We start from the raw sequence: 12,612 nt of genomic DNA, 5'->3' as shown, positions 1-12,612 counted from the left end.
GCGCGCTCCACCGTGGAGGAAGCGTCCGGTCAGGCCCAGCGGACCGGCGGCAGGCCGGCCTCGGCGAGCGCCCGGTCGACCGCGCTGAACGGGCGGCTACCGAGGAAGCCGCGCGGGTTCATCGGGCTCGGGTGGCCTGCCTCCAGGACGACGTGCCGCGGATTCGTCACCAGCGCCGCCTTCTTGCGCGCGTACCCACCCCACAGCACGAACACGACGCGGCTGTCCTTGGCGTCGAGCACCTTGATCGCGGCGTCGGTGACGTGCTCCCAGCCGCGGCCGGCGTGCGACGCGGGCGCCCCGCCCCGCACCGTCAGCACCGCGTTGAGCAGCAGCACGCCCTGCTCCGCCCAGCCGGTCAGGTCGCCGTGCGCCGGCGGCTGCACGCCCAGGTCGTCGCGCAGCTCCTTGAAAACGTTGCGCAGCGACGGCGGCACCGCGACGCCCTGCCGGACGCTGAAGCTCAGGCCGTGCGCCTGGCCGGCCTTGTGGTAGGGATCCTGGCCGAGGATCAACACCCGCGCCGAGTCCACCGGGCAGAGCCGGAACGCGGCGAACAGGTCGGGCAGCGGCGGGTAGACCGGATGCGACCCGTACTCCCGCTCGGCGAACTCGCTGAGCCCCGCCACCGTGTCGAGGTCGAGATGGGGCTTCATCGCGTCCCGCCAGTCGGGCGGCAGCAACTGCATCAGGTCCAGAGCCATACCCGAAACTCTAGGGACCGGGTACGACAGAAGTGTCGAGGGCCGCCGCGATGTCGGCCACGAGATCCGCGGTGTCCTCGACCCCGCACGACAGGCGTACCAGCCCCTCCGGCACCTCGTCGCCCCACTGGGCCCGGCGGTCGGCGCTGGTGTGCAGACCACCGAAGGACGTCGCGGCCGCGATCAGCTTCGACGCCGTCAGGAACGCGTCGACGTGCGCCTTCGACGGCAGCGTGAACGTGACGATGCCCGGGATCCGGCGCATCTGGCGGCGGGCCACCTCGTACGACGGGTCCTCCGGCCGGCCCGGCCAGCGCACCGACCGCACCTCCGGCCGCCCCGCGAGCAGCTCGGCGACCGCGGCGGCGTTCTCCGACTGGCGGGCCAGGCGCAGGTCCAGGGTGCCCAGGGAGCGGTGCGCCAGCCACACCTCGAACGGGCCGGGTACCGCGCCGGTACCACTGCGCCAGGTCCTCGTCCGCGCGGCGAGATCCGGCGAGGCGGTGCACACGTACCCGAGGATCAGGTCGGAGTGCCCGGTGAGCGCCTTGCTGGCCGAGGCGACGACCAGGTCGGCGCCCAGGTCGAGCGGGCGCTGGCCGAGCGGGGTCGGCGTGGTGTTGTCCACCGCGACGAGGGCGCCGGCGGCGTGCGCCCGATCGGCGAGGTCGGCGAGGTCACAGACGTCGAGACCGGGGTTGGCCGGCGTCTCCAGCAGCACCAGCCGTACCCCGTCGAACGACGGGTACGGGCCGGCGGTCGGCGCGAGCACGATATCCACGCCGGGCAGCGACTCGGCGGCGAAGGCCCGGGTCAGGAAGTACCCGTCGGCGGGCAGTACGACGGTGTCGCCCGGCCGCAGCTGGGTGAACAACACCGCCGACACCGCCGCCATGCCCGAGGCGAACGTGACGCACTCCCCGCCCTCCAGGTCGCCGATCGCGGCTTCCAGGGCCCGCCGGGTGGCGTTGTCTCCGCGTCCGTACCCGTCGACGCCCGGCTGCGGTCCGGCCACCGGGTCGAGGTGGTACGGCGCCGCGAACACCGGGCCGGGAAGGAACGGCTGGCCCGGCTCGCCCGGCTCCGGCAGGCCGGCCCGTACGCTGCGGGTGCCGTCCCCGTAGCCCATGCGCTCCCCGCTCACTCCGCCTCGACGCTCCCCACTCACTCCGCCTTGAACTGCCGGCCCATCAGCGCCTCGACCGCCACCCGGGGGTCGAGCCCCTCGTGGCAGACCCGCTCGACCTGCTCGGTGATCGGCATCTCCACGCCGTACTTCAGCGCCAGGTCCCGGATCGACAGGCAGCTCTTCACCCCCTCCGCGGTGTACCGGGTGGCGGCCTGCGCCTGTTCGAGGCTCTCGCCGCGGCCGAGGTGCTCGCCGAACGTCCGGTTGCGGGACAGCGGAGACGAGCAGGTGGCCACCAGGTCGCCGACGCCGGCGAGCCCGGCGAAGGTCAGCGGGTCGGCGCCGAGCGCCACGCCGAGCCGGGCGGTCTCGGCGAGGCCGCGCGTGATCAACGTGGCCTTGGTGTTGTCGCCGAACCCCAGGCCCTGGGCCATCCCGCAGGCCAGCGCGATCACGTTCTTCACCGCGCCGCCCAGTTCGCAGCCGACGACGTCGTCGTTGGTGTACGGCCGCAGGTACCGCGTCGCGATGGCCTTCTGCACCCGCGCGGCCCGCTCGGTGTCGGTGCACGCGACGACCGTCGCGGCGATCTGCTCGGCGGCGATCTCGGGCGCGAGGTTGGGTCCGCTCACCACGGCGACCCGTTCGGGCTCGACTCCCGCCGCCTCGACGATCACCTCGCTCATCCGCTTGAGCGTGCCCAGTTCGATGCCCTTCATCAGGCTGACGAAGGTCGCGTCGGCCCCGAAGTGGCCGGCCCAGTCACCCAGGTTGTCGCGCAGCGTCTGGGACGGCACGGCGAGGACGACCAGGTCGGCACCCTCGATCGCCTGCCGCGGGTCGGCGGTCGCCGTCACCGTCGCGGGCAGCCGCATCTCGGGCAGGTAGTCGGGGTTGGCGTGCTGCTCGCGGATCGCCGTGGCCACCTCCGGCCGGCGCGCCCACAGCGTGACCTCGTTGCCGGCGTCACCGAGAACCTTCGCGAACGCGGTCCCCCACGAACCCGCGCCGAGCACCGCCGCGCGGCTCATCGCCCACCCCCGTCACGAGGCTCCACCGCACCGAGCCCACCGATTCGCTCGCTACGCTCACTCATGCCTGCTCCTCGATGCGTGGCCGGTCCGGCGTTCCGGGTCGGTCCGGCATTTCGGGTCGGTCCGGCATTTCGGGTCGGTCCGGCCTTCCCGGCTGGTACAGCGGCGGCGGCGTGGCGCCCCGGATCTCAGCCAGCATGTCACGCAGGTGCAGCATCACCGCGTCGGTGATCTCGTTCAACGTCGCCGCGGTCGGCTCGGCGCCACGCCAGCGCGACAGGTCCAGCGGCGGCCCGGCGGCCACGGTCACCCGCGTCCGCGGGCGCAACCGCAGCCTGCTGGTCCGCGGATCGAAGATGTCCTGCGGCCCCCACATCACGACCGGGATGACCGGGGCGTCGGTGGATAACCACAGCCGGGCCACGCCGGTCTTGCCCCGCATCGGCCACAGGTCCGGCTCCCGGGTGGTGGTCCCCTCGGGGTAGATGATGACCGTCTCGCCGTCCTTGACGGCCGCCACCGCCGCATCGAGCGCCCTGACCGCGTCCGCGGTCCCCCGGTGCACCGGGATCTGCCGCACGGCGTACAGCAGCGGCCCGAGCACCGGCACCTTGAACAGGCTGGCCTTGCCCAGGAACTGCGGCCAGCGCCCGGCGTCGTAGACATAGTGGCCGGCCACCAGCGGGTCGGCGTGCGAGATGTGGTTGGCCACGAAGATCACGCCCCCGCTCCGGGGTACGTGCTCCATGCCCGACCACGTGCGGTGCGTCATCAGCGTCAGCCACGGCTTCGCGATGACCACCACCAGACGGCGCCAGAAACCGAGCCTCCGTCGCGCCACGGCCCCCTCCTCGCTACCCCACCCGCCCTCACCCGGCTTGACGCATCATGCCTGGCCTGACCATGGTCGGGCCAGACAGGGTCGGCCCCGGCCCGCCGGTGACCGCGCGGGTGGGCGAGGATGCGGGATGTGACGGCGACGGGATGGGTGGCGGTGCTGCCGGTCAAGCGGCTGGCGATGGCCAAGACGCGGCTACGCGGGGCGATCCCGCCGGCCCGGCACGACGATCTCGTCCTAGCGATGGCCCGCGACACGCTCGCCGCCGTTCTGGCGTGCCCGCTGGTCCACCGCGCGCTGGTGGTGACCGACGAACCGGCCGCGGCGACCGCGCTGGCCGGGCTGGGCGCCCAGCCGGTACCCGACCACCCCGCGGCCGGGCTGAACGCCGCGATGGCCCGTGGCGCCGCGATGGCCACCGGGGCGCCCGTGGTCGCCCTCACCGCCGACCTGCCGGCGCTGCGCCCGCACGAGCTGGGCGCCGCCCTCACGGCGCTGGCGCACCGCCCGCGCGGGTACGTAGCGGACGCCGCGGGTACCGGCACCGCGATGTTGGCCGCCCGGGCCGGCGTGGCGCTGGACCCCCGGTTCGGGCCGGCGTCGGCGCGCGCCCACGCCCGGTCCGGCGCGGTACGCCTCGACGGTGACTGGCCCTCGCTCCGTCAGGACGTCGACACCGCCGCTGACCTCGACGCCGCGACCGCGCTCGGCCTGGGCCGATACACCGCCGAACTGGTCGGCGCGGCACGCTACGGTGGCCCCTGACCCGGCCGGTGGTGTGCACGGGAGGCGCCGGTGGCGGGCACGGGCGATCGGGAGGACCATGACATGCAGGGAACGGTGGCGACGTTCGACGAACAGACCGGGGCCGGTTCGGTGCTGCTCGACGACGGATCCGAGGTGGCGTTCGGAGCGGAGGCGTTCGCCGCGTCGGGCCTGCGACTGCTGCGGCTGGGACAACGGGTGCGCCTCGACCGGAACACCGACGGCGAAGTGACCAGGGTTACGCTGCCCACCTTTCCGTGACCGACGATCGAGTTCATTTACCGTTAACCTTCGTCGGGCCATGATGAGGTGGTGACCACCAGTCCGAGCCCGCGCCCCTCCCGCCGTGCCGGCACTGCCCGGCCCGCTGACCCGCCGCCGGCCGAGCAGGTCAACGGCGTGAAGCGGCCGAGGCGTGGTGCCCGGGTGGCCCGGCACACCGAGGGTCGCCCCGCCACCCGTCCGTCCGCCCCGGCGGACACCGCCCTCGACCGCGCCACGACCTCCGCCGACCGCGCCGTCACCCCCGACGCGACCACCACCGTCCCCGGCGCCGCCGCGCCTGTCGCCGCCGTACCGGCGGTACCGCCGGACGACACGCTGCCCGCCGACCGCTACCTCAACCGTGAGCTGTCCTGGCTCGACTTCAACGCCCGTGTGCTCGCGCTGGCCGAGGACCCGCGCACCCCGCTGCTGGAGCGCGCCAAGTTCCTGGCGATCTTCGCGAGCAACCTCGACGAGTTCTACATGGTGCGGGTCGCCGGACTGAAGCGCCGCCACCAGACCGGCCTCGCCGTCCGGGGTCCCGACGGGCTGTTCCCCCGTGAGCAGTTGCAGCGGATCGCCGAGCGGGCCGCCGCACTGGTGGCGCGACACGCCCGCTGCTTCGCCGCCGAGGTGCAACCGGCGCTCGCCGCCGAGGACATCCGGATCGTGCGCTGGGCGGAGCTGTCCGCCCCGGAGCGCGAGCGGATGCGGGCGTACTTCCGCGAGCACGTCTTCCCGGTCCTCACCCCGCTCGCCGTCGACCCGGCGCACCCGTTCCCGTACATCTCGGGCCTGTCGCTGAATCTCGCCGTGGTCGTCCGCGACCCCGACGGTGGTCCCGAACTGTTCGCCCGGGTCAAGGTGCCCAACAACGTGCCCCGGTTCGTGGCGGTGGAGCGCGAGGACGGCGTATCCCGTGACGGCGGCGCCCCGGACCGTTTCCTGCCGGTCGAGGATCTGATCGCCGCACACCTGGGCCAGCTCTTCTCCGGCATGCAGGTGGTCGAGCACCACCTGTTCCGGGTCACCCGCAACGCCGACTTCGAACTCGACGAGGACCGCGACGAGGATCTGCTGCAGGCCCTCGAACGGGAGCTGGCACGCCGGCGATTCGGCCCCCCGGTCCGGCTGGAGGTCGCCGCGTCGATCTCCGACCGCGTGCTCGAACTGCTGGTCCGCGAACTGGACATGGACGGCCACGACGTGATGCGGGTACCGGCGCTGCTGGACCTGTCGTCGCTGTGGCAGATCTACAACGACACCGAGCGGCCGGACCTCAAGGACCGCCCTTTCGTTCCGGCGACCCACCCTCAGTTCGCCGAGGGTGAGGTTCCCCGCAGCGTGTTCAACCGGCTGCGCGACGGCGACATCCTGGTGCACCACCCGTACCACTCGTTCTCCACGAGCGTGCAGCGCTTCGTCGAGCAGGCCGCGGCCGATCCGAACGTGCTGGCGATCAAGCAGACGCTCTACCGCACGAGCGGCGACTCGCCCATCGTCGACGCGCTGATCTCCGCCGCGGAGGCCGGTAAGCAGGTGGTGGTGCTGGTCGAGGTGAAGGCGCGCTTCGACGAGCAGGCCAACATCGGGTGGGCGCGGATGCTGGAGCGCGCCGGCTGCCACGTCGTCTACGGCCTGGTCGGCCTGAAGACGCACTGCAAGACCGCCCTGGTGGTGCGGCAGGAGGGCAACCAGATCCGGCGGTACTGCCACATCGGTACCGGCAACTACCACCCCAAGACCGCCCGGCTGTACGAGGACTTCGGGCTGCTCACCGCCGACCCCGAGGTCGGTGCCGACCTGACCGACCTGTTCAACGTGCTCACCGGGTACAGCCGGCAGACCGCGTACCGGCGACTGCTGGTCGCGCCGCACGGCGTGCGCCGCGGCATCGTCGAGCGGATCGAGCGCGAGATCGCCCACGCCCGGGCCGGCCGGCCGGGTCTGGTGCAGATCAAGGTGAACTCGCTCGTCGACGAGGAGATCGTCGACGCGCTCTACCGGGCCAGCCGCGCCGGGGTCGACGTCGACCTCGTTGTCCGCGGGATCTGCACGATCCGGCCGGGCGTACCCGGCCTGTCCGAACGCATCCGGGTGCGGTCGATCGTGGGCCGCTTCCTGGAGCACTCCCGGGTGTTCCGCTTCGGTGACGGCGCGGTCGGGCCGCGGGTCGGCGCCGCCACGCCGGCCGACGGCACGGCCGTCGCGGCGCCGCCGACCACACCCGACGGCGAGTTCTGGATCGGGTCGGCCGACCTGATGCACCGCAACCTCGACCGGCGGGTGGAGGCGCTGGTCCGGGTCGTCGACCCGGCCGCGCGCGCGGAGCTGGACCGGATCATGCGGGTCGCCTTCGACGAGCGCACCGCGGCGTTCGAGTTGGCCGGCGACGGCACCTGGCACCGGCGGGTCTGCGACGGCGGGCAGCCGCTGGTGGATCCCCAGGAGGCGCTGCTGCGCCGCATCGTCGACAGGGTGGAGTGACGGCCGGTGCGCCACATACGGCCCGGGGTTCACCGTGATACCGGCCGGCTTTGCGGGTACGACCCCGTCGTGGCCCGGTGCGAATCTCTGCCGCACGCCGGTTCCGGCGTGCGGCCGACCGTGGAGCCGCCGTCGTGACCCGGGTGGTACGGGCCGCCGGCGGGGTGGTCGCGCGCGGTGGTCCGGGCGGCGTCGAGGTGGTACTGGTCCACCGGCCCCGCTACGACGACTGGACGCTGCCGAAGGGCAAGCTCGACCCGGGCGAGCACCCGCTGCTGGGTGCGGTCCGGGAGGTCTGGGAGGAGACCGGGGTACGCGCGGCGCCGCAACTGCGGTTACCGGGGACGCGGTACCTGACCGGTGACCCGGACGTGGAGAAGGCCGTCGACTACTGGACCATGGTCTACCGCGATTCCGACCCGTTCGTCCCCGGCGACGAGGTCGACGACCTGTGCTGGGTACCGGTGGGGCAGGCGGTGCGGATGCTGACGTACGCCCACGACCGTGGCGTGCTGGCCGACTATCCCCGGCTGGCTCGGGTGGACGGGCTCGTGGTGCTGCTGCGCCACGCGTACGCCGGGGAGCGCGACGCGTGGGACGGAGACGACGACGACCGCCCACTGACCGCCGAGGGCCGGGCCACGGCGGAGGCGCTGGCGCGGCCGCTCGCGACCTACCGGCCGACCCGGGTGATCAGTGCCCGGCCGGCCCGCTGCGTCCAGACGGTGCAGCCACTGGCCGCCATCGCGGACCTGCCGATCGAGGTCGACGACCGGTTCGACGAGGCGGCCGACGCGCGGCGGGCCGTGTCCGTCATCCGGGAACTGGCCGCGTGCGACGGGGTGACCGTGGTCTGCAGCCAGGGTGGCCTGATACCGGACGTGGTGGCGGCGTTGACCGGCCGCGGCGCCCGTTCCCTGGACACGCCGAAGGGTTCGGCCTGGGTCCTCGGTTTCGCGGGCACGGATTTCGTGGCGGCCGACCGCCTCGACCTCGAACCCGCGTCAATGTAGGAAAAACAGCGGCGCGTCGCGCTCCCGTTAACAGACAGTCATCGGAACAAATGAGAAAGGGCCGGGCATGGTGCCCGGCCCTTTTCTCGCGGTAACGGTCAGCGCTTCTTCGCGGCCGCCTTTTTCGTGGCCGGCGCCGCCTTGGTGGCCTTGGCGGTGGCCGTCTTCGCGGCGGTGGCCTTGGCCGCGGTCGACTTGGTCGGGGTCGACTTCGTCGCCGCCTTGGTGGCGGTGGTGGCCTTGGCCGTGGTCGTCTTGCGCGCCGTGGTCGCCGTCGCAGCCTTGGTGGCCTTGGCCGTCTTGGTGGCCGGGGCCGCCTTGGTGGCCTTGGCGGTGGCCGTCTTCGCGGCGGTCGCCTTGGCCGCGGTCTTCGTGGCCGGGGCCGCCTTGGTGGCCTTCGCGGTGGCCGTCTTCGCGGCGGTCGCCTTGGCCGCGGTCTTCGTGGCCGGCGCTGCCTTGGTGGCGGCGGTCGCCTTGGCCGCGGTCTTCGTGGCCGGCGCTGCCTTGGTGGCGGCGGTCGCCTTGGCCGCGGTCTTCTTCGCAGCGGCGGCCTTCGGCAGCTTGCCGCTGGCGACCAGTTCCTTGAATCCGGCGCCGGGCCGGAACGCCGGCACCGACGTCTTCTTGACCTTCACGGCCTCTCCGGTGCGTGGGTTGCGCGCCGTTCTGGCCGCGCGGACCTTCTTTTCAAACACACCGAACCCCGTGATGGCGACCTTGTCGCCCTTGGTCACGGCGTGCTGGATCTCCGTCAACACGGCGTCCAGCGCCTGCGATGCGGCCCGCTTGTCACCCAACCGAGCAGACAGCGCATCGATGAGCTCCGCTTTGTTCACCATTTCCCCCTGTACCTGGAGTGCGCGTCTGTTTCGGCCGCGCAACATAGGACTCCTCTGCCAGGATACAAACAGTTTGGGAAAAAGAAATCATTGCGGTGCAACGGATGTGGCCGGTGACCCAAATGGACCACCGGCCAAACCCCTGTCAGCGCCCTAGATGACGGCCGGCATCCACTCCGGACGACGCTGTTCGTAAGCCGTCACAGCGGCTTCATGGCGAAGCGTGAGACCGATGTCGTCGAGCCCTTCGAGTAGCCGCCAACGACTGAAATCGTCGAGCGGGAAAGCCCAGACATTGCCACCCGCACGGACTTCCCGGGCCTCGAGGTCGACGGTCACCGGCAGCGCCGGGTCGGTGTCCACGGCATCCCAGAGTGCCGCCACGGCGTCGACCGGAAGCTCCACGGGCAGCAGGCCGTCCTTGAGCGCGTTACCCCGGAAGATATCGCCGAATCGCGGCGCTATGACGGCACGGAATCCCCAGTCCCGCAATGCCCACACGGCGTGTTCACGCGATGACCCGGTGCCGAACTCCGGGCCCGCGACGAGGATCGTGGCGCCGGCATGGGCCGGATTGTTGAGCACGAAACCGGGATCCGCGCGCCACGCGTTGAACAGACCGTCGGCGAAGCCGGTCTTGGTGACCCGCTTCAGGTACTCCGCCGGGATGATTTGGTCGGTGTCCACATTGGAACGGCGCAGCGGCACCGCGGTACCGCTGTGAACGGTGAACTTCTCCATGTTCTTTTCCTCAGCTCAGATCGGCGGGTGCGGTCAGCCGTCCGGTCACCGCGGTCGCGGCCGCGACGGGCGGGGACACCAGGTGGGTACGCCCACCGCGGCCCTGCCGGCCCTCGAAGTTACGGTTGGAGGTGGAGGCCGAACGCTGCCCCGGCTTGAGCGTGTCCGGGTTCATCCCCAGGCACATCGAGCACCCGGCGAAGCGCCACTCCGCACCGGCGGCGGTGAAGACCTCGTGCAGGCCCTCGGATTCGGCCGCCGCGCGCACCGCGGCCGACCCCGGGACGACCATCATCCGTACGCCGTCGGCGACCTTGCGCCCGCGCAGCACCTCGGCCGCCGCGCGCAGGTCCTCGATCCGGCCGTTGGTGCACGAACCGAGGAACACCACGTCCACGGCGACGTCGCGCAGCGCCGTTCCGGGCCGGAGGTCCATGTACTCCAGGGCCCGCTCCGCGGCGGTCCGCTCGACCTCGTCGGTGAGGCTCGCCGGGTCGGGTACGACCGCGTCGAGCGGCGCGCCCTGGCCGGGGTTGGTACCCCACGTGACGAACGGGGTGACCGCGCTCGCGTCGATGGTCACCTCGGTGTCGAAGGTGGCGCCCTCGTCGGTACGCAAGGACCGCCAGTACTCCACCGCGCGGTCCCAGTCCTCGCCCTTGGGCGCGTGCGGGCGGTCCTTGAGGTAGGCGAACGTGACCTCGTCCGGCGCGATCAGGCCAGCCTTGGCGCCCCACTCGATGGACATGTTCGAGATGGTCATCCGGCCCTCCATCGAGAGTTTCTCGATGGCCGGCCCGCGGTACTCGACGATGTGACCGCGCCCGCCGCCGGTGCCCACCTTCGCGATGAGCGCGAGGATCAGGTCCTTGGCGGTCACCCCGACCGGCAGCTCGCCGGTCACGTTGACCGCCATGGTCTTCGGCTTGTGCTGCGGCAGCGTCTGGGTCGCCAGGACGTGCTCGACCTCACTGGTACCGATACCGAACGCGAGCGCGCCGAACGCGCCATGGGTGGCGGTGTGCGAATCGCCACAGACGATGGTCATACCGGGCTGGGTCACCCCCAGCTGTGGCCCGATGACGTGCACGATGCCCTGCTGGGCGTCGCCGAGCGGGTGCAGCCGGACGCCGAACTCGGCACAGTTCTTGCGCAGGGTCTCGATCTGGGTACGGCTGACCGGGTCCGCGATCGTGATCAGGTTGTCGGTCGGCGTGTTGTGGTCCTCGGTGGCGAGCGTGAGATCGGGCCGGCGGACCTGACGACCGGCCACCCGCAGGCCGTCGAACGCCTGCGGACTCGTCACCTCGTGCAGCAGGTGGAGATCGATGTACAGAAGGTCGGGCTCGCCATCGGCCGAACGGACGACGTGCGCGTCCCACACCTTCTCGGACAGGGTGCGTGGTGCTTCTCCCAGCATCTGGACATCCTAAAGTTTGGGAGGTAAGTTTCGGTTCGTGGGACACAGTATGAGCGGTGTGGGCGTACTCGACAAGGCGGTGGTCATCCTGTCCGCCTGCGTGGACGGGGCCAGCCTGGCCGAACTCGTCGATCGCACCAAGCTTCCCCGGGCCACGGCACATCGGCTCGCGCAGGCGCTGGAAATTCACCGGATGCTCGTCCGCGACACCCAGGGGCGCTGGCGGCCCGGGCCGCGGCTCGGCGAACTCGCCAACGCCGCCCCCGACGTCCTGCTGACCGCCGCCGAGCCGATGCTGACCGCACTGCGGGACACCACCGGCGAGAGCGCCCAGCTCTACCTGCGCCGCGCAGACGAGCGGCTCTGCGTCGCGGCCGCCGAGCGCTCCAGCGGCCTGCGCGACACCGTGCCGGTCGGCTCTGTCCTGCCGATGACGGCGGGGTCGGCCGCCCAGGTGTTACTGGCCTGGGAGCCCCCCGAGGCCGTGATGCCACTGCTGCCCCGCTGCAAGTTCACCGGCCGCACCCTGGCCGAGGTACGCCGCCGCGGCTGGGCACAGAGCGTCGCCGAGCGCGAGCCGGGTGTGGCGAGCGTCTCAGCGCCGATCCGCGACCGGACCGGCCGGGTGATCGCCGCGATCAGCATCTCCGGGCCGATCGAGCGCCTGGGACGCCGGCCCGGCGACCGGCACGCGATGGCCGTGGTCCGTGCCGGCCAGCGCCTGTCGGGGCTGTAAGCCAGCTCACAGCGCCGGCCCGCCCACCACGCGCCCGCACCCGCGCCGTTGCCGCGCACCCTGCCGTCGTCACGCCCTCAAGATCCGTGCAATGTCGCGAACATTGCTGCTACCACCGTCGCCGAGACAGCAATGTTCGCGACATTGCGCGGATCTTGAGGTTGCGGAACGCGGGGCGTTCGGACACCCGGGCGGCCAGATAGCGACCGGAGGCACAGCAACCCACACCCGGGCACGGCACAGCAACCACAGCGGCCCCACGACTCCACCCGGGCACAGCAACCACAGCGGCCCGGCGACTCCACCCGGGCACAGCAACCACAGCGGCCCGGCGACTCCACCCGGGCACGGCACAGCAACCACAGCGGCCCCACGACTCCACCCGGGCACAGCAAAAGGCCCGCACCACCCCGGAGGGTGGCGCGGGCCTTGCTTGTAGCCCCGACCGGATTCGAACCGGCGCTACCGCCTTGAGAGGGCGGCGTCCTAGGCCGCTAGACGACGGGGCCAGGACGTCGATGCGAGCATCGACAGTGCTGGGGTACCAGGACTCGAACCTAGACTAACGGAGCCAGAATCCGTTGGGCTGCCAATTACCCCATACCCCATCGGTGCTTGCCGCACCGGGGATGAACATTACCC

Annotated in this window: 12 protein-coding genes and 2 tRNA genes; 5 read left to right on the top strand and 9 right to left on the bottom strand. The window is 72.0% G+C overall.

The genetic code is table 11. The features are described 5' to 3' along the window. Positions 1-29: 29 nt before the first annotated feature. The 4 genes from ACNTMW_RS06995 to ACNTMW_RS06980 all read right to left on the bottom strand — a co-directional run bounded on the left by ACNTMW_RS06995 (position 30) and on the right by ACNTMW_RS06980 (position 3,708). Complete coding sequence (locus ACNTMW_RS06995; RefSeq protein ID WP_426632583.1) at positions 30-704, bottom strand: uracil-DNA glycosylase; 675 nt, start codon at positions 702-704, stop codon at positions 30-32. 10 nt (positions 705-714) lie between these two features. Continuing rightward, entirely contained in the window at positions 715-1,833 is a 1,119-nt protein-coding gene (locus ACNTMW_RS06990; protein WP_426632846.1) for a cystathionine gamma-lyase, read from the bottom strand. A gap of 35 nt (positions 1,834-1,868) precedes the next feature. Continuing rightward, entirely contained in the window at positions 1,869-2,864 is a 996-nt protein-coding gene (locus ACNTMW_RS06985) for an NAD(P)H-dependent glycerol-3-phosphate dehydrogenase (protein WP_426632582.1), read from the bottom strand. 61 nt (positions 2,865-2,925) lie between these two features. Continuing rightward, the gene (locus ACNTMW_RS06980; RefSeq protein ID WP_426632581.1) at positions 2,926-3,708 is read right to left on the bottom strand and encodes a lysophospholipid acyltransferase family protein; all 783 of its coding nucleotides are present in this window, start codon (positions 3,706-3,708) and stop codon (positions 2,926-2,928) included. Positions 3,709-3,837: 129 nt separating this feature from the next. Here ACNTMW_RS06980 and cofC point away from each other — a divergent pair, with 129 nt between their 5' ends. From cofC to ACNTMW_RS06960, 4 genes are all read left to right on the top strand, one after another. After that, positions 3,838-4,470 carry a 2-phospho-L-lactate guanylyltransferase gene (cofC, locus tag ACNTMW_RS06975; protein ID WP_426632580.1) on the top strand — a complete coding sequence of 211 codons (633 nt, stop codon included), beginning with the start codon at positions 3,838-3,840 and terminating at the stop codon, positions 4,468-4,470. 63 nt (positions 4,471-4,533) lie between these two features. Further along, on the top strand, positions 4,534-4,731 hold the full coding sequence (locus ACNTMW_RS06970; protein ID WP_426632579.1) for a cold-shock protein: 198 nt from the start codon (positions 4,534-4,536) through the stop codon (positions 4,729-4,731). A gap of 48 nt (positions 4,732-4,779) precedes the next feature. Further along, positions 4,780-7,221, top strand: coding sequence for an RNA degradosome polyphosphate kinase (locus ACNTMW_RS06965; protein ID WP_426632578.1), 2,442 nt, complete (start codon positions 4,780-4,782; stop codon positions 7,219-7,221). A 134-nt stretch (positions 7,222-7,355) separates the two neighbouring features. After that, entirely contained in the window at positions 7,356-8,234 is an 879-nt protein-coding gene (locus ACNTMW_RS06960; protein WP_426632577.1) for an NUDIX hydrolase, read from the top strand. Positions 8,235-8,332: 98 nt separating this feature from the next. Here ACNTMW_RS06960 and ACNTMW_RS06955 read toward each other — a convergent pair whose 3' ends face one another. The 3 genes from ACNTMW_RS06955 to leuC form a co-directional block, all read right to left on the bottom strand. Beyond that, positions 8,333-9,070, bottom strand: coding sequence for an HU family DNA-binding protein (locus tag ACNTMW_RS06955; protein ID WP_426632845.1), 738 nt, complete (start codon positions 9,068-9,070; stop codon positions 8,333-8,335). Positions 9,071-9,226: 156 nt separating this feature from the next. Further along, positions 9,227-9,814: a 3-isopropylmalate dehydratase small subunit gene (leuD, locus tag ACNTMW_RS06950; protein ID WP_426632576.1), complete on the bottom strand. Its 588-nt coding sequence runs from the start codon at positions 9,812-9,814 to the stop codon at positions 9,227-9,229. A gap of 10 nt (positions 9,815-9,824) precedes the next feature. Next, positions 9,825-11,234: a 3-isopropylmalate dehydratase large subunit gene (leuC, locus tag ACNTMW_RS06945; protein WP_426632575.1), complete on the bottom strand. Its 1,410-nt coding sequence runs from the start codon at positions 11,232-11,234 to the stop codon at positions 9,825-9,827. 49 nt (positions 11,235-11,283) lie between these two features. On the opposite strand from leuC, the gene ACNTMW_RS06940 reads away from it, so the two are divergent. Then, entirely contained in the window at positions 11,284-11,970 is a 687-nt protein-coding gene (locus ACNTMW_RS06940) for an IclR family transcriptional regulator (RefSeq protein WP_426632844.1), read from the top strand. Positions 11,971-12,406: 436 nt separating this feature from the next. Here ACNTMW_RS06940 and ACNTMW_RS06935 read toward each other — a convergent pair. Next, a tRNA-Glu gene (locus ACNTMW_RS06935) sits at positions 12,407-12,479 on the bottom strand. Positions 12,480-12,506: 27 nt separating this feature from the next. Next, a tRNA-Gln gene (locus ACNTMW_RS06930) sits at positions 12,507-12,578 on the bottom strand. Between the last annotated feature and the right edge of the window lie 34 nt (positions 12,579-12,612).

The organism is Planosporangium spinosum (assembly GCF_049999945.1).
Lineage (GTDB): Bacteria > Actinomycetota > Actinomycetes > Mycobacteriales > Micromonosporaceae > Planosporangium > Planosporangium spinosum.
This window is presented reverse-complemented; position numbering and strand designations above follow the sequence as displayed.

Excerpts from the sequence above, each read along its gene's own strand:
- ACNTMW_RS06995 (WP_426632583.1), bottom strand. The coding sequence starts at position 704 with ATGGCTCTGGACCTGATGCAGTTGCTGCCGCCCGACTGGCGGGACGCG.
- ACNTMW_RS06990 (WP_426632846.1), bottom strand. The coding sequence starts at position 1,833 with ATGGGCTACGGGGACGGCACCCGCAGCGTACGGGCCGGCCTGCCGGAG.
- ACNTMW_RS06985 (WP_426632582.1), bottom strand. The coding sequence starts at position 2,864 with ATGAGCCGCGCGGCGGTGCTCGGCGCGGGTTCGTGGGGGACCGCGTTC.
- ACNTMW_RS06970 (WP_426632579.1), top strand. The coding sequence starts at position 4,534 with ATGCAGGGAACGGTGGCGACGTTCGACGAACAGACCGGGGCCGGTTCG.
- leuD (WP_426632576.1), bottom strand. The coding sequence starts at position 9,814 with ATGGAGAAGTTCACCGTTCACAGCGGTACCGCGGTGCCGCTGCGCCGT.
- leuC (WP_426632575.1), bottom strand. The coding sequence starts at position 11,234 with ATGCTGGGAGAAGCACCACGCACCCTGTCCGAGAAGGTGTGGGACGCG.
- ACNTMW_RS06940 (WP_426632844.1), top strand. The coding sequence starts at position 11,284 with ATGAGCGGTGTGGGCGTACTCGACAAGGCGGTGGTCATCCTGTCCGCC.